Below are 19,803 nucleotides of genomic sequence, written 5' to 3'. Positions count from 1 at the left end.
TGCGCGCCCTCGCGACGCACGGCTGCCGTAACTGTGCCAGCAGGCGAGACAACCGGGCGCGCGAGCGCCGAAGTCCTGGACGGAGGCGGGCGAACTTGCGTGCGGCTGCGAGGCGACGTCATGGTAGAGGACATCGACCGCCTCAGCCGCGCGCTCGACGGAGTGGCGCCTGAGATGGTCGACATCTCCGCTGTGGACCGGCTCGACACGGCGGGCGCGTGGCTGGTGACGCGCCTGGGCGGCGAGGTTCATGGCGCATCCGCCTCGCAGCACGAGCTCCTCGAACTCGTCGGTCGGGCCCAGTGGGCGGAGGAACAGGGGCCGGCGGCGCGCCCTTCCGTCGCGGCATGGCTCGACCGCGTCGGGCGACGTACTGCCGGGGGCGCGGCAGAGGTGGCCGAGGTGGTGGGCTTCCTCGGCCTGACGCTGGCCCGGATCGGACGGCTGGCGCTGCGTCCGGGCCGGATCCGTCTGACGCCGCTGGTGGCGCACATGCAGTCGATCGGTGTCGATGCCGTGCCGATCGTGTCGCTGATGGCGTTCCTGATCGGCGTCGTGCTGGCGTTTCAGGGCGCGGCGCAGCTCCGGCAGTTCGGCGCCGAGGTCTTTGTCGTCGACCTGATCGCGATCTCGATCCTGCGCGAGCTCGGCATTCTCTTGACCGCAATCATCGTGGCCGGCCGCTCTGGCGCGGCCTTCACTGCCGCCATCGGCTCGATGAAGATGCGCGAGGAGGTGGACGCGATGCGGACGCTGGGCCTTGACCCGGTCGAGGTGCTGGTGGTGCCGAGGGTGCTGGCGCTGGTCCTGGTGCTGCCGATCCTCGGGCTGGTCGCGAACCTGATGGGCCTCGTCGGCGGCGCGATCATGTCGTGGATTGAGCTCGGCGTCTCGCCGGCCATGTTCCGCACCAGGCTGGGTGAGGGGGTGGACGTCTGGCACTATGCCGTCGGCCTCATCAAGGCGCCGTTCTTCGCGCTGATCGTGGGCATCGTGGGGTGCCACCAGGGCTTCGCCGTGGGCGGCAACGCGGAGTCGCTGGGCCGGCTGACGTCGCGGTCGGTGGTCATCTCGATCTTCATGGTGATCGTGGCGGACGCGCTCTTTTCGATCTTCTTCGCGCTGGTGGGGGTCTGATGGGCGACAACGTCGTCGAAGTCCGGGGCCTCAGGAACCAGTTTGGCAGCCACGTCGTGCACGACGGCCTCGACCTCGACGTGCGGCGGGGCGAGGTGCTGGGCGTGGTCGGAGGCTCGGGCACCGGCAAGTCGGTGCTCCTGCGCGCGATCGTTGGCCTGCTGCGGCCGGACGCGGGATCGGTGCGGGTGCTGGACGTCGACGTCCTGCGCGCGACGGATGCCGAGCGCGAGGCGGTGGGCCGCCGGTGGGGCGTGATGTTTCAGGACGGCGCGCTCTTCTCGTCGCTCACGGTGCGGCAGAACGTCGAGGCGCCGATGCGCGAGAAACTCGATCTCGAGCCTGAGACGATGCGCGCGCTCGCGGACCTCAAGCTCGGCATGGCCGGGCTGCCGGCGAAGGCCGCGGACCAGTACCCGTCCGAGCTGTCGGGTGGGATGCGCAAGCGCGCGGGCTTGGCGCGCGCGCTGGCGCTCGACCCCGAGATCGTCTTCCTCGACGAGCCGACGGCCGGCCTCGATCCGATCGGCGCCGCCGCCTTCGACGAACTGATCGCGCAGCTCCAGTCTGCGCTTGGCCTGACGGTCTTCTTCGTGACCCATGACCTCGACAGCCTGACGGCGATCTGTGACAGGATCGCGGTGCTGGCGGAAAAGCGGGTTCTGGTGACGGGGACGATGGAGGACATGCTGGAGGTCGACCACCCCTGGGTCCGCGCCTACTTCCACGGGCCGCGGGCGCGGGCGGCGAGGCGGGCCTGATGGAGATCAAGGCCAACTACGTCCTGATCGGCGCCTTCACGATCCTCGGCATCCTGGTGGGGCTCGGCTTCTTCGTCTGGCTCGCGCGGGTCCAGCTCGACCGGCAGTACGCGTTCTACGACATCTACTTTGAGAGCGTCTCCGGCCTGGGGCAGGCGAGCGAGGTGCGCTTCAACGGGTTGTCGGTCGGGCAGGTGGTGGACCTGGCGCTGGTTCCGGACGATCCGCGCGTGCGGGTCCGCATCGAGGTTGCCGCCGACACGCCGGTGCGCACCGACACGGTGGCGCAGCTGCAGGCGCAGGGCGTCACCGGCGTCTCCTTCGTCTCGCTGAGCGGCGGCAGCGCCGATGCGCCGCTGCTCGCGGCCGTCTCCGACCGGGCGGTGCCCGTCATCGAGTCCGAGCGGTCGGTCGTGCAGGCGCTGACCGAGGACGCTCCGGACCTCGTCACCGAGGCGACCGTCCTGCTCGCTCAGCTGCAGCAGTTCGCCGGACCGGAAAATCAGGCACGGGTGGTGAATATCCTGCAGAACCTGAGCGAGTCGTCCGGCGCCCTCGATCAGGCGCTGTCGGACTTCTCGACGATATCGCAGACGGTGGCGTCGGCGACGGCGGAGATCACGCAGTTCACCGACCGCCTCGACACGCTCGGAGGCAGCATTCAGACCACGCTCGGGACCCTCGACGAGACGCTGGTCGTGGCGCGGGAGACCATCGCCGAGGCCGAGACCACGATGCGTTCCGCGACCGGGGCGCTGAATTCTGTCGGCACCACGTTCGACACCGCAAACGTCGTGATCGAGACGGAGGTCCCGCGCGTCGCGGCAGAGCTGTCGAACGCCATCGAATCCGTCGACTACGCCGTGGCCGACGCGATGGGCGCGCTGGCCGAGGTCACGTCGCGTTTCGGCGCCACGGCAGACTTGGCGGACGCGCGGCTGGTCGAGCTCGGCCGGACGCTGGAGGCGGTCGACACGACGCTGATCGACGCGCAGGCGTCGTTCGATGCCGTCGAGAGCGCGTCGAATGACTTCGAGGCGCTGGTGGATGACGATGGCGCGGCGCTCGTGGCCGAAGCGCGCGGCACGCTTGACACCGTCAATACCGCGGCGGCGGCCTTGCGGGATGCCGTCGCGGACGAGGTGCCGGCCCTGGTCGAGGATGTGCGCGGCGCGGTGACGACCGCGGATCGGGTTATGACGTCGGTCGAGGCGGATCTCGCATCGCTCTCCGACGGGCTGGAGCCGCTGACCGCCTCGGCGCGTACCGCTCTCGCCTCGGCCACCGGGACACTGGAGCGGGCGCAGACGACGCTCGACCGCCTCGACGCGGCGCTTGAATCGGGAACGGGGACGCTCGACGCTGCCGAAGGCGCCTTCGCGGGCGCCGAACAGGTCATCGAGACGGATGTCGGCCCGGCGATGGCCGATGTCCGCGCCGCGGCCGCTCAGGTGGAGAGCACCATGGCCGCGCTTTCCGAGGACGTGCCCGCCATCGCCGCCGACCTGCGCACTACCGCGGCGCGGACGCGGACGCTGGTGGAGGAGATCGGCGGAGCAGTGAGTGGCAGTACCCCGCCGATCCGCGATTTCGCCGAGCGCGGCCTGCCCGAGATCACCCGCTTCGCGCGGGAGGCGCAGGACCTCGTTGCGCAACTGGAGCGTCTCGTGGGACGAATCGAACGAGACCCGGCGCGATTCTTCTTCGGCAACTCCGCGCCGGAGTTCGGGAGGTGAGCGCAATGGAGCGGCTGATCCGAGGTGTGGTGCTTTCGCTGGGGCTGTGCGCCGTCGGCGGCTGCGCCGCAGTCTCCACGATCACGGCGGCCGGCGAGCGGGCTGAGGTCTACGAGCTGACGCCGGTTGCACCGCGGAGCGGCGGCAGCGGTCGCGCCCATCTGCTGGTCGAGGTCCCGACCACCTCCGGCGCGCTCTCGACGGACCGCATCGTCATCAAGCCGGGGCCGCTGCAGGTCGAATACCTGCCCCAGGCGCGCTGGGCCGACGAGACTGGCGACCTGATCCAGTTGCTGCTGGCGCGCTCGCTCACGAACACCGGGCGGTACGCGCTCGTCTCAACCGGGAGCGTGCGGCCCGACCCGGACCTGTACCTGCTGGTCGACGTGCAGGCGTTCCAAGCAGAGGTGGACCCGGCGACCGAGGAGGTTCGGGTCGTCGTGCGAATGCGAGCCGCGCTGGTCGGGGACGACCGTCGCATCCTCTCCTCCCGAACCTTCGCGCAGAGTGTACCTGCCGCGGCCCCGACGGCGGCGGCCACGGTGCCTGCATTCGATGTCGCCATGACGGGGGTCCTGCAGGCGGTCGCGGACTGGGCCGGCGGCGTTTCGAGCTAGGCTCCGTTTGGCGACGCTGACGCGCTCGCCGCACCGCAAATGCAAAGAGGGCCGGCACGGCGGCCGGCCCCTCGTCATCCTTCCGATCAGCCGATTACCCGGCGCAGGCGCGGATCGCCTCGATGTCCGGCCCGTTTGGCGTGCGGCCCAGGTTGTAGGGCGCCGACGCGTCGCGCCAGCCAGAGTAGTCCTGCAGGTACTCGAGCATGCTGAGATAGACCTTCGCCGAATTCGGGTTCTCGCACGAGACTTCCTGGATCACGTTGTTGGCGATGTTCTGGATCTCGTCCAGCGTCTCGTCATCGTAGCGCGTGATCTCGATGCCCGCATCCTGGAACTGGGCGTAGGCTTCGCTCGCGCGCTTCTCGGTGAAGGCAAGCGACCATAGCAGCGTCGCGTCGGCGGCGATCTGAAGCTTTTCTTTTGTCTCGTCCAAGAGCTGGTCCCAGGCCTGCTGGTTGATCATCACGCCGAAGACGGAGGCGGACTGGTGCCAGCCCGGCAGCGCCCAGGCGTCAGTCACCTGCTGAAAGCCCGCGGACCAGTCGACGTTGGGCGTCGAGAACTCGGCGCCGTCGATGACGCCGCGCTCGAGCGCCTGGTAGATTTCGCCGCCGGCCATGGAGACCTGGCTGCCGCCCAGCTGCTCGAGAATGCGGCCCTGCTCCAGGCCCGAGAGGCGCAGGCGCTTGCCCTGCAGGTCTTCGAGACTCCGGATCGGTTCGCCGGTGCGGAAGCCCGACTCGTTGTTCGTCACGCCGTAGGGCAAGTAGACCATGCCGAACTGGCCGTAGATCTCGTCGTAGAGGTCGCCGCCGCCCCACTGCTGGATCCAGTTGACGTAGTCGACCGCGTTGAAGAGCGCGGGTGTGGTGGCGAGCGGCGAGAAGGCTGCGTCGCGACCGGCCCAGTAGCCGGGCCAGTCGGCGCCCGCCTGTATGGTGCCGGACTCGACCGCGCCGAAGACTTCGCCCGCGGGGACGAGCGCGCCGCCCTCGTAGAACTCGATCTGCAGGTCGTCGCCAGTCAGCTGGTTGGCCAGCTCGACGAAATGGCGGTCGATCTCGATGAGCTCGAGCGAGGACGGCCAGGTCGACGTCATCTGCCAGGTCTGCTGGGCGAGCGCCGGCCCGCTGAGGGTCACGGCGGCCGCGGCCGCTCCGGCCAGGGTCATTCGGGTGGTCATTCGCAATTCTCCCTTCATTGCGTGTAGAGGGCTGTCGGAAGCCATGTGACGAGGCCGGGAAACACCGCGACCAGGATGCACATGAGCACGATGAGGACGATGAACGGCATCACCCCCTTGATGATGCTGCTGGTGCGCACTGTGGGTGGCGCAATGGCGCGCAGGTAGAAGAGCGCGTAGCCGAACGGCGGCGTCAGGAAAGAGGTCTGCAGCACGACCGCCATCAGCACGACGAACCACAGGAGGCTCACGTCCATCTCCTGCACAATCGGCAGGAAGATAGGGAACGAGAGCAGTACGATGCCGGTCCAGTCGAGGAACGCGCCAAGGATGAAGACGATGAACATCATTGTCGCGATCAGCATCCACGGCTCCATCTCGAGGCCGCGGATCGCCTCCTGCGTCGCGCGCAGGCCGCCGGTGATGTTGAATACGCCGGTGAAGGCAGTGGCCCCGACCACGATGAAGAGGATCATCGCAGAGGTGCGCCCGGTCTCGATCATCGCGCCGTAGAAGGTCCGCCACTCGAACTTGCGCCGAATGACGACGATGAGGAGCGCGAGCGCCGCGCCGATGGCCGATGCCTCGGTCGCCGTGGCGATGCCGGCGAGCAGCGAGCCGAGGATGCCGAAGATCAGGACCAGCGGCGGCACCGCCTCCAGCGCGAGCATCTTCAGGAGCTCGCTTCGCGGCAGCTTCTCCTCGGGTTCGACCGAGGGAGCCATGTCCGGGCGAACCACCGCGACGATCGCGACCCAAGCCGCATAAAGCAGACCCAGCAGGACGCCCGGGATCATCGCGCCGGCGAAGAGTTCGCCCACCGACAGCGGCGAGTAGGACGCCATAAGGATCAGCATGATCGACGGCGGGATCAGGATGCCGAGGCATCCCGACGCGGCGATGACGCCGGTCGTCAGGGTGGGCGCGTAGCCGTAGCGCAGCATCGGCTTCAGTGCCATGACGCCCATCACCGTGATCGAGGCGCCGATGATGCCGGTCGTGGCAGCGAGCAGGATCGAGATGAAGACGACCGCCAGCGCCAGGCCACCGCGCACGTTCGACATCAACAGCCGTAGCGATTCGAACATCCGGTCCGTGACGCCGCTGTCCGACAGGAACCGCGCCATCAGGACGAAGAGCGGGATCGCGATGAGCGTGTAGTTGTCGAGCACGTCGCCGAAGATCCGGTTCACGACGATGCCGAGCACCATCGTCTTGCCGGCGATGACAGCGCCAAGCACCGCCGAACCGCCCAGCACGAAGGCGAGCGGGTGGCCCATGAAAAGGCCGAGCAGCAGCAGTCCGAACATGCAGAGAGCGATCGCCTCAGGACCCATTGCCGAACTCCTCACGCTTCTTGTTCAGGACAAGCTTCAGGAACTCGGAGATGCCCTGCAGGAGCAGCAGCGCCGCCGCCACGCAAAGCGCGATCTTGAGCGGATAGACCGGCAGCTGTACGGCACCGTAGGTCGTCTCGCGCTGGCTCCAAGACGTCATGGCAAAGTCATAGGACCGCACGAGAAAGACGTACGCGAAGGGAAAGAAGAATATGCCGTATCCCGCCGCCTCGACCCAGCGGCGCACGTTGCTGCCGAACCGTTCGATCAGCAGGTCCACCCGCACGTGCGCCTGGTGACGCAGCGCATAGCCGCCGAGCATGATGAAGTAAAAACCGTATAGCATTTTGGATACGTCGAAGGCCCAGCGCGTCGGCGCGTTGAACGCGTAGCGCATCACGACATCGAAGATGATGATCACGGCAAAGACGATGGCGAGAACCGACACGACGCGACCCACAGCCTCATTCAACGCGTCGATGGCGCGCATGGTCACTGCCCTCCCGAAGCCACGATGGCCGCGCAACGAATGACAAGGTGCGGCGCTTCAGTCAAACCGCCTCGGTGTTCGCGACGCTGGGTCATCCTCCAACGCGAGGTGCGGCGGCTACCGGAAGGAGCAGGCAGGAGAGCTTGCATATCGTGCCGCGCGAGCTGGCCCGAGTGGGCGTCAGCTACGGTCGCGCCGTGCCTCGGGAGGGTCCGCGATCCCATCATGGCTCTTACGGCGCAAGGACCTCCGGCTGCGGACGAGTGCCTTCTTCGGCTTCCCGGTCGCGAACATGCTGTTCGCCGGACCGGCGAACCGGGTGCTGGCGTTGTTGACGATATTCGCAGTTTTCGGCGAGCGGCATGGGGCAAGTTCCTGATCCCGCTCATCATCAAGCGCCGGCGCTGAACGCGCTGATCCTGATCTCACCGTGACGTGACCGTGACGCAGCGGAAATGGGCCGTGGAACCGGCTCCGGCGTTTTGACCGCCGCGCGACCGGGACGTATAGAGGGAGCTTGTCGGTCCAAGAGGGGCGGTGGCCTTGATCCGATTCATCCTTTCCTTCTTCGGCGGAATATTCAGCTGGCTGACCATCGGCGCTGTCATGGCCGCGCTGACGGTCGGCGCGGTCCTCTGGATGTACGGCCGCGACCTGCCGAATCATGAGCAGCTCGCAAACTATGCGCCGCCGACGATCAGCCGCATCTATGACCGTGAGGGCCGCATCATCGACGAGTTTGCGGAGGAACGGCGCCTCTTCGTTCCGTCCGAAGACATCCCTCCGCTGGTCAAGCAGGCGTTCATCTCGGCCGAGGACAAGAACTTCTACAGCCACAAGGGCTACGACCCGCGCGGCATGATCGCGGCGGCGGTCGACGCGGCGCAGGGCGGGCGATTGCGCGGCGCCTCGACCATCACGCAGCAGGTGATGAAGAACTTCCTGCTGTCGTCGGACCGTTCCGCCGAGCGCAAGGTCAAGGAGCTGATCTTGGCCGCACGCGTGGAGGAGGCGCTCGACAAGGAGGACATCCTCGAGCTCTACCTCAACGAGATCTACCTGGGGCAGAACTCCTACGGCGTGGCGGCGGCGGCGCAGACCTACTTCAACAAGGCGCTCTCGGAGCTCACGCTGGGTGAGGCGGCCTACCTCGGCGCGTTGCCGCAGAGGCCCGCGTCGTTGCATCCAGTGCGCGACAAGGAGGCAGCGATAACGCGGCGCAACTTCGTGCTGCGCGAGATGTACGAGAACGGCTATATCGACCGCGCGGATTACGACGAGGCGCGTGTCGCGCCGCTGCTGACCGTGCAGAACGAGGATTTCGAGGGCTACCGTGCCGAGCTGCCGCCGCGCGGCTACTTCACCGACGAGATCCGCCGCCAGCTCAGCCGCGACTTCGGCGAGGAGGAGTTCTTCGGCGGCGGCCTGACGATCCGCGCGACGGTCGACCCCGAGCTGCAGGCCGAAGCGGCGCGGGCGCTCCGCACCGGCCTAGAGCAGTACGATCGGGGCCGCGGCGTCTGGCGCGGCACCGGCGAGACAATTGCCGCGGAGGCGCTCGACGACTGGCGGCAGGCGCTGACCTCGGTGGACGTTGCGCGCGACATCGAGGACTGGCGGCCGGCTGTCGTCCTGGAGGTCGGCGAGGATGCGGCGCGCATTGGCGTCGAGGGAGTCGAGGAACCGCAGACGATCCTACGCTCGGACACCGACTGGGTGCGCGAGCCGATGGCTGAGATGCTGGACGTGGGCGACGTGGTCCACGTCGCCGAGACGGCAGAGGGCTGGTCGCTGCGCCAGGTGCCCGAGGTCGAAGGCGCGTTCATGGCGATGGACGTGCAGACTGGCCGCGTGCTGGCGATGCAGGGCGGATTTTCGTATCAGCACTCCGTCTTCAACCGCGCGACGCAGGCAACGCGCCAGCCCGGCTCGTCCTTCAAGCCGTTTGTCTATGCCGCTGCGCTCGACAGCGGGTTCACGCCGGCGACCATCATCGTTGACGCGCCGATCGAAGTGGAGACGGCGCAGGGGATCTGGCGGCCGCAGAACTCGTCGAACCGCTACTACGGCCCGACGCCGCTCCGCACCGGCATTGAGCAGTCGCGCAACCTTATGACCGTGCGCCTGGCGCAGGAGGTCGGGATGGACACCGTCGCCCGCTATGCCGAGCGCTTCGGCGTCTACGACCGGATGAGCCCCTACCTCGCCAACTCGCTCGGCTCCGAGGAGACGACGCTCTACCGGATGGTCGCCGCCTACGCGATGTTCGCCAACGGAGGAGAGCGGGTTGAGCCGACGCTCGTCGACCGTGTTCAGGACCGCTGGGGCACGACGATCTACCGTCACGACAAGCGCGAGTGCGTCGACTGTGAAAGCTCGATGCTCGAGCCGGGGCGGGCGCCGCAGGTCCGTTCCGAGCGCGAGCGCGTGATGGATGCCATCACGGCCTATCAGCTCACCTCGATGATGAAGGGCGTTGTGGACCGCGGCACGGCATCGGGCGCGGTGGATCTGCCGGTTCCGACCGCGGGCAAGACCGGCACCACGAACGACGCCAAGGACGTCTGGTTCATCGGGTTCACCTCGAACATCGTGGCGGGCTGCTACATCGGGCACGACCAGCCGCGCTCGCTGGGCGCCAGCGCCTACGGGTCGAGCATGTGCGGGCCGGTGTTCCAGAGCTTCATGGAGACGGCGGTGGAGAAGTACGGCGGCGGCCCGTTCGAAGTTCCGCCAGGCGGCCACTTCATCAATATCGACCGCTTCACCGGCGCGCGCCTGCCCGAAGGTGCGAGCGGCGACAACGTGGTGGCGGAGTTCTTCCGCGACGGCGAGGTCCCGCTCTTCGGAATCACCTTTGACGGCGGCTTCGCCATGGCCGCCGACCTGCCGCTCTTCGCGCCGGGCGAGAGCGACGATGGCGAGACCGTCAGGACCTCGACCGGCGAGGTCACGCGAATCCCCGGCCGGGCAAGCTTCGGCTCGCTCTCCTCGGGCGGGCTCTACTGACGGGGGCGCGGGCCGAGGGGGCATCGAATCCCCTCGGCCGGCCGCTTCGCGAGCGCGACCCCTACCTTGCCGCGACAGGGGGCCATTGATATCACCCGCGTCTGACAAGCCGGAGGACGGGAATGCGGGCGGAGACCCAGAACCACGTGCAGGCGATCCAGAAGTCGCTGAACCTGCTGCGGCAGCGGATGGACTGGGACACCGCGGCGCATCGGCTCGAGGAATTCGATGCGCGCGTCGAGGACCCGGACCTCTGGAACGACCCGGAGCGCGCGCAGAAGCTGATGCGCGAGCGGCAGGCGCTGGTCGACGCGATAACGCGCTACGAGACCTTTCAGCGCGAGCTCAGCGACAATGTCGAGTTGATCGAGCTGGGCGAGACGGAGGGCGACGCCGACATCGTGGCCGAGGCCGAGGCGGCGCTGAAGGGTCTTGTGGACCGGACGGCAGCGGCCGAGATCGAGGCGCTGCTCGACGGCGAGGCGGACGGCAACGACACCTTCCTCGAGATCAACGCGGGCGCCGGCGGCACCGAGAGCTGCGACTGGGCGGCGATGCTGGCGCGGATGTACGTCCGCTGGGCCGAAAAGCATGGCTACAAGGTCGAGCTGATCTCGGAAAGCGCGGGCGAGGAAGCGGGGATCAAGTCGGCCGCCTACAAGATCATCGGCCCCAACGCCTACGGCTGGCTCAAGAGCGAGTCGGGGGTGCACCGGCTGGTCCGGATCTCGCCCTACGACAGCGCGGCGCGGCGGCACACGTCGTTCAGCTCGGTCTGGGTCTATCCGGTGGTCGACGAAAACATTGAAATCGAGGTGCCGTCGAACGAGATCCGCATCGACACCTACCGATCGAGCGGTGCTGGAGGGCAGCACGTCAACACGACCGACTCGGCGGTCAGGATCACCCACATCCCGACCGGCATCGTGGTGACCTCGTCGGAAAAGTCGCAACACCAGAACCGCGCCAACGCCATGGCCGCGCTGAAATCGCGCCTCTACCAGATGGAACTCGACCGGCGGAACGCCTCGATCCAGGAAGCCCATGACGCAAAGGGCGACGCCGGCTGGGGCAACCAGATCCGCAGCTACGTCCTGCAGCCCTACCAGATGGTGAAGGACCTCAGGACCAGTGTCGAAACCTCGGACACGGGCGGCGTCCTCGACGGCGATCTCGACCGCTTCATGGCGGCGACGCTGGCGATGGACGTAGCAGGCAAAAGTCGCGCGGAGGCCCGTGCCGAGGAGTGAGGCGTAACGAGTATCCTCTCTTTAGTACTTCACTCACGGAGGGCGACCTGAGTCGCGAACGCGTCGCAGAATTGAAGGCGAATGTTCCGAAGGAGGCGCAAGCCTCGGCCGACGTGGCCAGCACGGCGTAAAGGCAGGTCCGGCGAGACGCCTCGGGGCGCGAAGATGATCCGTCGCTTGACGGCTCATGAGCTCTGGCCGTCGCCAGTACGACGCAGGCGCGAAGCACATACTCGACACGAAGACGGGAATCGCGGCCGTTCGGGTGGTCCCGCGACTGGCCCTCACCAGACGAGCCGCCGGTTTACACGGGGAAGACATCGCGCAGAGACGGGGATGTGGCCGTGCTCCGGGTCGCGCGTGGCGGCTTGTTGTCGTGGCCTGGAGCGACGTCGCTCTTTCGTAGCTCATCACCCGGGCGTCTGGAACGGCTCACGCGGCGCAGCGGGGCTGGGCGCATTCGCCATGTTCTGGACCGTGTCGGACTCTTCCCGACTCAGTATGCGGCCCCCAAGGAAGGATCGGGAGTTGGGACCTCGTCACCGGGACGATCGTGAGCGTCATCGCGGTCTTCGTGGATCGCTGGCTGATAACGCTCTGGTCGCTCGCTTTCGCGGTGTTTGCAGGCGCTGTCGATCTCCGCGGCGATCCTGAGAGCGTCCGGCGATCTGACGATGCACGCTCCATGCCGCGCCGCTTCTGGGTGCTCGATTCTGCAGCGGGCGCTACGAAAGAGCCGCCGGCGCCGGTGGCGCGGCGGCTCTTGCTTAACCCTTGGCAGCGGTGGCCGCTGCCGGCTGCGCGTTCGACTGGTCGGCCCGCGGCTGCGGCGCCGGCTGGGGCTGCTGCCCCGGCGGGCGCGCAGCCTGCTGGCCGTTGAGAGGATCATCACGCCGCTGGACGGAGCCTTCGAAATGCGCGCCACTTTCGATCGCGATGGTCTTGTGGATGATGTCGCCTTCAACACGTGCAGTAGAGGTCAGCCGTACCTTGAGACCGCGCACGCGGCCCACAACACGACCGTTCACCACGACGTCGTCGGCGACCACTTCGCCCTTGACAGTGGCGCCCTCGCCGACTGTCAGCAGGTGCGCGCGGATGTCGCCCTCGATCGTGCCCTCGACGGTGATGTCGCCGCTCGTCTTGATGTTGCCCTTGATCGTCAGGTCGGACGACAGGACCGAGGCCGGAGGCTTCGGCTTGGGTGCGGAGGTTGGAGCGAAGTCCTGAGACGACTTCGGTGCCTCGGGCGCGCGGCCTTCGACTTCGCCCGGCTTGGCGCCGGTCTCGTTGATCCTGCTCTTAGAGAACATCGCGTGCAGCCTTGATATAGGTCATCGGGTCGATCGGGGTGCCGTTGACCCGCACCTCGTAGTGCAGATGAGTGCCGGTCGATCGTCCCGTGTTCCCCATATCACCGATCTGATCGCCGCGCGAGACCCTTTGCCCGACCTCCACTTTGAGACGCGAGAGATGGGCGTAGCGCGTCTCGATCCCGAATTCGTGGCGGATCTTCACGATGTTGCCGTAGCCGGACTGCCGGCCCGCGAAGGTGACGACGCCGTCCGCAGTGGCGAGGATGGGGCTGCCGTGGGCGCCGGCGAAGTCGGTACCCTCGTGCTGGCGGCCCCAGCGCGGGCCGAATCCGCTGGTGTGACGGTAGGCGGTCTTGAGCGGCACGGCGAAGGGCGCCTTCTCGGTCGCCTCGCGGTAGGCGTCCATCTCGGACAGGCGGTTGAGGATGCCGTTGGCACGCGTCGCGTCGGCGTGCGGCTCGCCGCCCTTGGTCGAGAGGCGGATCGAGCCAAGTTGCTGCGGTTCGCGGCCGCTGCGAACCTTCTCGAGAAGCGTATCGGGCTCCAGCCCAACCGATCGGAACATCTCGTCGAGTGGCTCCATCGAGACGCTCACCGCCTCCTCGAGCTGGGCGAAGATGCGGTCGTTGCGCTCCGCCGCGAGCTGCGAGTCGAGGACCAGTTCCTCGACGTAGGCCTGCGACTCGGCTGCGACGCCGGCCAGAGTGTCGCGTTCCACCGCGGTCTGCGTCAGTGCCTGGGCCAGCATGTCGAGAGTACCTTCGGCCTCGGCTAGGCGGACGCCGTCGCTGTCGTTCTCCGCGCTGCTCTCGTCGAGTCGCGCCTGCAGGATCTCGGCCTCGGCCGACGCACCGTCGCGCTCGTTCATCGTGCGCCGCAGCGTGTCCTGGACGACGCCGAGGCCGATCCTGAGCTCCTTGCGGCGCTCTTCCGACGACAGCAGTTCGCTTTGCATCTGCGAGATCCGATCCATCGCTGCGGCGAAACGGTCCTGTGCCCGGTGCGCCTCACCCGTCCGGGCGTCGCGCTCGGCGGCCAGCGCAGCGAGCCGCTCCTCGTAGACCGCGCGCTCACGCTGAGCCTGATCCCTCAGGCTGCCCGAACCGATCGCGTCCATCGCGATGATGGACGCCGACAGGATCGACCAGCCGACGACGAGCGTAACGCCAGTCAGAGCGGTCAGCTGAGGAATCGGCCCCAGCCTGACCAGCCTGGTTCGGTCGTCCGATTTGAGAAAGAGCCGTTGCTCTGGAATGACGCGCCCAACGGCGCTGCTCAGTCTGCTAAAGCCCCCGGTCGCCACGATCTCGACTGTCCTACACTGCCCCTGACGTTGGCCCGTGTCCGTTCCCCATCGGTACAGGCCTTCGGCATCGCTAGACCGGATAGCGGCGTCGAGGCAACGCCCGTGGCCGGCGCGCCTCCAGGATCGGCGGGAAGCCGAGCATCTGGGCGGGTTTCCGCCGACGACGCTGCGTCACGATCGCGTCGACCGCACCGCCTCAAGCACATCCTCCGCGTGTCCCGGCACCTTTACCTTGTGCCAGACACGCTCGACCCGGCCGTCACCGTCGATCAGGAAGGTCGTCCGTTCGATGCCCATGTAACTCTTTCCATACATGCTCTTTTCTACCCAGACGCCGTAGCTCTCGCACACCTGACCGACTTCGTCCGAGAGCAGGACAACCTTCAACCCGTGCTTGTCGCGGAACTTGTCGTGCTTGGCGACGCTGTCGCGGCTGACGCCCACCACGACGGCGCCTGCCTCGGCTAGCGCGTCGATGTGGTCGCTGAACGCGATCGCCTGCTTCGTGCAGCCGGACGTGTCGTCCTTGGGGTAGAAGTAGAGCACGACCTTTTGTGGCCGCAGCGTCGAGAGCGTCGTATCGCCGCCGCCGTCGCGCGGCAGCGTGAAGTCCGGCGCAATGTCTCCGGGCTCGGGCATGAGGGATCCTCCTGTTGCATTGGGGGCTGTTCTAGTGCGAGCGGTCCGGCCGCACAGGGCCTTTCGCTCGCGGGTCGGCGGGAGTAGCCAAGGGATGCCATGCGCCTCTCAGACTTTGACTTCGACCTGCCCGACAAGCTGATTGCCGTGAGGCCGGCGCGTCCGCGGTCGTCGGCGCGGATGCTGATCGTTGACCCCGCCGGCCTGACCGACGCCGTCGTCTCGGACCTCGGGGCCTTTCTACGGCCCGGCGACCGGCTGGTCCTGAACGACACGCGGGTGATCCCGGCTCGTCTGGACGGACTGCGCCGACGCGCGGGCGCGGAGGGGCCGAGCGTGGCGCGGGTCGAGGCGACGCTCCTCGCGCCCGACCCGGACGGTGGCTGGCGGGCGTTGCTCAAGCCGCTCCGCAAGGTGCGGGATGGCGAGCAGATCGAGTTCGGTTCCGGGCTGACGGCGGTGATGGCGGGGCGCGACGGGGCCGAGGCACGCCTCCTCTTCGATCTGGAGGGCGAGGCGTTCGACCGGGCGCTGGCGAAGGCCGGGGCGATGCCGCTGCCGCCCTATATTGCCGCGCGGCGAGCGGCGGACGCGGCCGATCGAGAGGATTACCAGACCATCTGGGCCCGCCGCGCCGGCGCCGTCGCCGCGCCCACGGCCTCGCTCCATTTCGACGATTCGCTGCTGGCCTCGCTCGAGGCGCGGGGTGTGTCGTTCACCCATGTCACGCTGCATGTCGGGGCGGGGACGTTTCTGCCGGTCAAGGTCGACGACGTGCGCGACCACAGGATGCATGCGGAGTGGGGCGAGGTGAGCGAGACGGCCGCCGACGAGATTGCCGCGACACGGGCAGCGGGCGGCCGCGTCATTCCGGTCGGTACCACCGCGTTGCGCCTGATAGAGACCGCGGCGCGGGACGGCACCATCGGGCCCTTTCGCGGCGATACCGATATCTTCATAACCCCGGGCTTCCGGTTCCGCGTGACGGACGGGCTGATGACCAACTTTCATCTGCCAAAGTCCACCTTGATGATGCTGGTTTCGGCGCTGATGGGGGTGGAGCGGATGCGCGAGGTCTACGCCCATGCAATCGCGCAGCGTTACCGCTTTTTCAGCTACGGCGATGCATCGCTGCTCCTGCCGCGAGGCTGAGGGCGTCGCTGCAGCGCGGCGACTAAATCGGATGGACACTGCCTGCGATCGTCTGCATCGCTCGGCAATGTTCAGAAAGCGCAGCCACGGGCTCAGTATGACGAGAAGAGACAGCAACTGGCGCATCCGACGCGGACATTGGGCGCGAACATGATCGGCGCGCTCGGCTCTTCATGGCCGCTCTTTCTGGGGATGCTCCTGCTGATGATCGGCAACGGGCTGCAGGGCACGTTGCTCGGCATCCGCGGCGGGATAGAGGGCTTCTCGACCATCGAGATGTCGGTGGTCATGTCGGCATATTTCGTGGGCTTCCTCGGCGGCTCGCGCCTTGCGCCGATCCTGATCCAGCGGGTGGGGCACATCCGTGTCTTCGCGGCGCTGGGCTCGTTCATCTCGGCGATCCTCATCCTCTATCCGACGCTCACTGAGCCGTGGGCCTGGATTCTCCTGAGGATCCTGATCGGCTTCTGCTTCTGCGGCGTCTATGTCACGGCGGAGAGCTGGCTCAACGACCAGGCGACGAATCAGACGCGGGGGATGCTGCTGTCGATCTACATGATCGTGCAGATGCTCGGGATCGTGACCGCGCAGTACGTGCTGATCTTCGGCGACCCGTCGGGCTTCATCCTATTCATCGTGCCGAGCGTGCTGGTCTCGATCTCGTTCGCGCCGATCCTGCTGACGGTGGCGCCGTCGCCCGCCTTCGGGACGACGACGCCCATGGGCTTCCGCCGGCTGTTCCGGAGTTCGCCCACAGGCTGCGTCGGCATGTTCCTCTCGGGCGGCGTCTTCGCGGCGATGTTCGGGATGTCCGCCGTCTACGGCACGCTCAAGGGACTGAGCGTGACGCAGATCTCAACCTTCGTCGCCTCGTTCTATGTCGGCGGGCTGATCCTGCAGTTCCCGATCGGATGGATCAGCGACCGGGTGGACCGCCGGAGGGTCATCATGATCGTCTCGGCTCTCGGCGGCCTCTCGGCGGCGCTGGCCGTGGTCTTCGCCGGCAGCTTCACCGCGCTCTTGATCGGCGGGTTCATGGTCGGCGGGCTGACCAACCCGCTCTACGCGCTGCTGTTGGCCTACACCAACGACTACCTCCAGCCCGAGGACATGGCGGGTGCCTCGGGCGGACTGCTCTTCATCAACGGACTTGGAGCCATTCTGGGCCCGCTCGCACTCGGCGTTGCGATGGAGGCGATCGGCCCGCGCGGATTTTTCCTCACCATCTCCTTGTTGCTGCTGGCGCTCGCGGCCTATGCTTCGTGGCGTGCGACGCGGCGGGCGTCGATCTCGTCCGACGAGACGGCGCCTTACGCGAATGTCTGGGCCGCGGCGACGCCCGTGGTCCTCGAAGTGGCGCAGGAGGTCTATGCGGAAAATGTCGAGGAGGTGGGCGAACGTCCAGCCGCGGAGGCCACGCCATGATCGCTCCTGACGAGGTGCTGACCTTCTGGCTTGACGAGGTGGGGCCTGCGGGCTGGTACAAGCAGTCCGAAGAGCTGGACGAGAAGGTGCAGGAACGTTTCCTCGCGGCATGGGAGAAGGGGCAGGAGGGCGGCTACTCGCTCTGGCTCACCTACGCCACGGGAACGCTCGCCTACTGCATCCTGATGGATCAGTTCCCGCGCAACATGTTCCGCGGCGACAGGCGTTCCTTCGCTTCCGACGCCGCCGCGCTGGCCGCGGCCAAGATGGCCATCTCGCGCGACTGGGACATGAAGATCGACGAGCCGGCGCGGCAGTTCTTCTACATGCCGCTGATGCACTCGGAGAACCTCAGCGACCAGGATCGCTGCGTGCGACTGATGCTGACTCGGATGAAGGAGACGGGCGCGGACAACCTCCATCACGCTAAGGTGCACCGTGAGATCGTGAGGCGCTTCGGCCGCTTTCCCTATCGGAACGAGGCGCTCGGCCGCAACACCACCAAGGCCGAGGCCGCGTTCATCGAAAAAGGCGGCTATGGTGCTCTGCTCAGAACGATGAGCGCCGAGGGTGCTGAGTAAGACGCCTGATCGCGGCCTTCGTGGCGCGGGTAACGGGCCGCGGGTGACGGAGGTGGGGGTGTCGCGGGCGGCGCTCGCGCGCTAGTTGGATCAAAGTACGCACAGGAAGGGGAGGGGCGGGCTCATGGCCGACCAGCAATTCGACATGATCGTCATCGGCGCGGGGCCGGGCGGCTACGTCTGCGCGATCCGCGGTGCTCAGCTTGGCCTGAAGGTGGCGATCGTCGAGCGCGAACACATGGGCGGCATCTGCCTCAATTGGGGCTGCATTCCGACGAAGGCGATGCTGCGCTCGGCCGAGGTCTTCCACCTGATGCATCGGGCGAAGGAATTCGGGCTGAAGGCCGACGGGATCGGCTACGATCTCGACGCGGTGGTGAAGCGCTCGCGCGCGGTGGCCAAGCAGCTCAACTCGGGTGTCAAGGGCCTGATGAAGAAGAACAAGGTGACGGTCTTCATGGGCGAGGCGAGCCTGCCGTCGAAGGACCGCGTGAGCGTGAAGACCGACAAAGGCACCGAGGAGCTCGGCGCAAAGAACATCGTGCTCGCGACGGGTGCGCGGGCGCGCGAACTGCCGGGCCTGGAGCCTGATGGCAAGCGGGTCTGGAATTACAAGCACGCGCTGCAGCCGCCGCACATGCCGAAAAAGCTGCTGGTGATCGGCTCGGGTGCCATCGGGATCGAGTTCGCGAGCTTCTACAACACGCTCGGCGCGGAGACAACGGTGGTCGAGGTTATGGACCGCATCCTGCCGGTGGAGGACGCCGAGATTTCGGCCTTCGCGAAGAAGCAGTTCGAGAAGCAGGGCATGAAGATCATGCAGAAGGCGATCGTGCAGAAGCTCGACCGCTCGGAAGACAAGGTGACGGCCGAGATCGAGACCGGCGGCAAGACCGAGAGGATGGAATTCGACACCGTCATCTCCGCCGTGGGCATCGTCGGCAACACCGAGGGTCTGGGCCTTGAGAAGCTTGGCGTGAAGGTCGAGAAGGCTCACGTGGTGACGGACGAGTACTGCCGTGCTGGAGAGGGGCTCTACGCCATCGGAGATCTCGCCGGCGCACCGTGGCTGGCGCACAAGGCGAGCCACGAGGGCGTGATGGTGGCCGAGCTCGTGGCAGGGCGGAACGATGTGCACCAGGTGAAGGCCGAGACGATCGCAGGCTGCACCTACTGCCAGCCTCAGGTGGCGAGCGTCGGTTGGACCGAAGCGAAGGCGAAGGAGCTGGGCTACGAGGTCAAGGTTGGCCATTTCCCCTTCATCGGCAACGGGAAGGCGATCGCGCTGGGCGAGCAGGAGGGGCTGGTCAAGACCATCTTCGACGCCAAGACGGGCGAGCTGCTGGGCGCGCACATGATAGGGGCCGAGGTGACCGAGCTGATCCAGGGCTACGTCGTCGGCCGGCAGCTCGAGACCACGGAGGAGGACCTGATGAACACGGTCTTCCCGCACCCGACGCTCAGCGAGATGATGCACGAGGCGGTGCTCGACGCTTACGATCGGGTGGTTCACATCTGAGGTTGCGAAGCGGAGCGGCTTCGCCGCGCGCCTTCTGGCTCGGCCTTTAGGGGCCGAGCGCTGTTACGCAGGATGGAGTTCCGCTTTCCCGCGACCAGAGCGCGGCGCGTCACCTGGAATCGGCCGGCCGAACTCTGGGGATGCAAATGGTTCAGCCTGAACAATCCGGCAGCCGCCGGCGGCGCCCATTTCGGGAGGGCTGTCGGGCCTGAATGCGCCGAGGATGGCGGCGATCAGGAGAGCCAAGAGCGCCCTGAGGTGGGCGAGGATCTTGCGGAGGTTGTGGCCGCAGGCGCAGAGGACGGCGAAGAGGGCGTCGCCGGTGGTTCCCTTGAGCGGACA

At 67.2% G+C, this 19,803-nt stretch carries 16 protein-coding genes and 1 pseudogene; 10 read left to right on the top strand and 7 right to left on the bottom strand.

Annotated features, from left to right (window positions below):
• Nucleotides 1-120 precede the first annotated feature (120 nt).
• The 4 genes from JM664_RS12905 to JM664_RS12890 are packed head-to-tail and all read left to right on the top strand — an operon-like array spanning nucleotide 121 to nucleotide 4,251.
• Nucleotides 121-1,137: an MlaE family ABC transporter permease gene (locus JM664_RS12905; RefSeq protein ID WP_227420329.1), complete on the top strand. Its 1,017-nt coding sequence runs from the start codon at nucleotides 121-123 to the stop codon at nucleotides 1,135-1,137.
• Nucleotides 1,137-1,898, top strand: a complete 762-nt coding sequence (locus tag JM664_RS12900; RefSeq protein WP_227420328.1) for an ABC transporter ATP-binding protein — start codon at nucleotides 1,137-1,139, stop codon at nucleotides 1,896-1,898. Before JM664_RS12905 ends, JM664_RS12900 begins: the two co-directional genes overlap by 1 nt.
• Nucleotides 1,898-3,634: an MlaD family protein gene (locus JM664_RS12895; protein ID WP_227420327.1), complete on the top strand. Its 1,737-nt coding sequence runs from the start codon at nucleotides 1,898-1,900 to the stop codon at nucleotides 3,632-3,634. The genes JM664_RS12900 and JM664_RS12895 overlap by 1 nt, the downstream gene beginning before the upstream one ends.
• A gap of 5 nt (nucleotides 3,635-3,639) precedes the next feature.
• Nucleotides 3,640-4,251, top strand: coding sequence for an ABC-type transport auxiliary lipoprotein family protein (locus tag JM664_RS12890; RefSeq protein WP_227420457.1), 612 nt, complete (start codon nucleotides 3,640-3,642; stop codon nucleotides 4,249-4,251).
• A 94-nt stretch (nucleotides 4,252-4,345) separates the two neighbouring features.
• On the opposite strand, the gene dctP is transcribed toward JM664_RS12890, so the two are convergent.
• Genes dctP through JM664_RS12875 form a run of 3 tightly spaced genes read right to left on the bottom strand, consistent with a single transcriptional unit; the run spans nucleotide 4,346 to nucleotide 7,264 of the window.
• Entirely contained in the window at nucleotides 4,346-5,437 is a 1,092-nt protein-coding gene (gene dctP / locus JM664_RS12885; protein WP_227420326.1) for a TRAP transporter substrate-binding protein DctP, read from the bottom strand.
• Between the two features lie 14 nt (nucleotides 5,438-5,451).
• Nucleotides 5,452-6,774 (bottom strand): TRAP transporter large permease, encoded by a 1,323-nt coding sequence (locus JM664_RS12880; protein ID WP_227420325.1) that lies wholly within the window; start codon nucleotides 6,772-6,774, stop codon nucleotides 5,452-5,454.
• Entirely contained in the window at nucleotides 6,764-7,264 is a 501-nt protein-coding gene (locus JM664_RS12875) for a TRAP transporter small permease subunit (protein ID WP_227420324.1), read from the bottom strand. The genes JM664_RS12880 and JM664_RS12875 overlap by 11 nt, the downstream gene beginning before the upstream one ends.
• A gap of 543 nt (nucleotides 7,265-7,807) precedes the next feature.
• Here JM664_RS12875 and JM664_RS12870 point away from each other — a divergent pair.
• Both JM664_RS12870 and prfB read left to right on the top strand, forming a co-directional pair.
• A complete protein-coding gene (locus tag JM664_RS12870) occupies nucleotides 7,808-10,273 on the top strand; it encodes a penicillin-binding protein 1A (protein WP_227420323.1) in 2,466 nt (821 codons plus the stop codon).
• A gap of 122 nt (nucleotides 10,274-10,395) precedes the next feature.
• The gene (prfB, locus tag JM664_RS12865; protein ID WP_227420322.1) at nucleotides 10,396-11,523 is read left to right on the top strand and encodes a peptide chain release factor 2; all 1,128 of its coding nucleotides are present in this window, start codon (nucleotides 10,396-10,398) and stop codon (nucleotides 11,521-11,523) included.
• Nucleotides 11,524-12,290: 767 nt separating this feature from the next.
• Here prfB and JM664_RS12860 read toward each other — a convergent pair.
• The 3 genes from JM664_RS12860 to bcp all read right to left on the bottom strand — a co-directional run bounded on the left by JM664_RS12860 (nucleotide 12,291) and on the right by bcp (nucleotide 14,784).
• Nucleotides 12,291-12,836: a bactofilin family protein gene (locus tag JM664_RS12860; RefSeq protein ID WP_227420321.1), complete on the bottom strand. Its 546-nt coding sequence runs from the start codon at nucleotides 12,834-12,836 to the stop codon at nucleotides 12,291-12,293.
• Nucleotides 12,826-14,142 carry a DUF5930 domain-containing protein gene (locus JM664_RS12855; RefSeq protein WP_227420320.1) on the bottom strand — a complete coding sequence of 439 codons (1,317 nt, stop codon included), beginning with the start codon at nucleotides 14,140-14,142 and terminating at the stop codon, nucleotides 12,826-12,828. The genes JM664_RS12860 and JM664_RS12855 overlap by 11 nt, the downstream gene beginning before the upstream one ends.
• A 174-nt stretch (nucleotides 14,143-14,316) precedes the next feature.
• Nucleotides 14,317-14,784 carry a thioredoxin-dependent thiol peroxidase gene (gene bcp, locus JM664_RS12850; RefSeq protein WP_227420319.1) on the bottom strand — a complete coding sequence of 156 codons (468 nt, stop codon included), beginning with the start codon at nucleotides 14,782-14,784 and terminating at the stop codon, nucleotides 14,317-14,319.
• A 99-nt stretch (nucleotides 14,785-14,883) separates the two neighbouring features.
• On the opposite strand from bcp, the gene queA reads away from it, so the two are divergent.
• The 4 genes from queA to lpdA all read left to right on the top strand — a co-directional run bounded on the left by queA (nucleotide 14,884) and on the right by lpdA (nucleotide 19,461).
• Entirely contained in the window at nucleotides 14,884-15,936 is a 1,053-nt protein-coding gene (queA, locus tag JM664_RS12845; RefSeq protein ID WP_227420318.1) for a tRNA preQ1(34) S-adenosylmethionine ribosyltransferase-isomerase QueA, read from the top strand.
• A gap of 150 nt (nucleotides 15,937-16,086) precedes the next feature.
• Entirely contained in the window at nucleotides 16,087-17,361 is a 1,275-nt protein-coding gene (locus JM664_RS12840) for an MFS transporter (protein ID WP_406675799.1), read from the top strand.
• A complete protein-coding gene (locus JM664_RS12835; RefSeq protein ID WP_227420316.1) occupies nucleotides 17,358-17,942 on the top strand; it encodes a DUF924 family protein in 585 nt (194 codons plus the stop codon). Before JM664_RS12840 ends, JM664_RS12835 begins: the two co-directional genes overlap by 4 nt.
• Before the next feature lie 124 nt (nucleotides 17,943-18,066).
• The gene (gene lpdA / locus JM664_RS12830; protein ID WP_227420315.1) at nucleotides 18,067-19,461 is read left to right on the top strand and encodes a dihydrolipoyl dehydrogenase; all 1,395 of its coding nucleotides are present in this window, start codon (nucleotides 18,067-18,069) and stop codon (nucleotides 19,459-19,461) included.
• Nucleotides 19,462-19,662: 201 nt separating this feature from the next.
• On the opposite strand, the pseudogene JM664_RS19030 reads toward lpdA, so the two are convergent.
• Nucleotides 19,663-19,803, bottom strand: a pseudogene (locus JM664_RS19030) (IS5/IS1182 family transposase); the annotation flags it as partial.

The organism is Roseitranquillus sediminis (assembly GCF_016918935.1).
Lineage (GTDB): Bacteria > Pseudomonadota > Alphaproteobacteria > Rhodobacterales > Rhodobacteraceae > Roseitranquillus > Roseitranquillus sediminis.
Note: the sequence above shows the minus strand (reverse complement) of the source record. Positions and strands in the feature narration are given on the sequence as shown.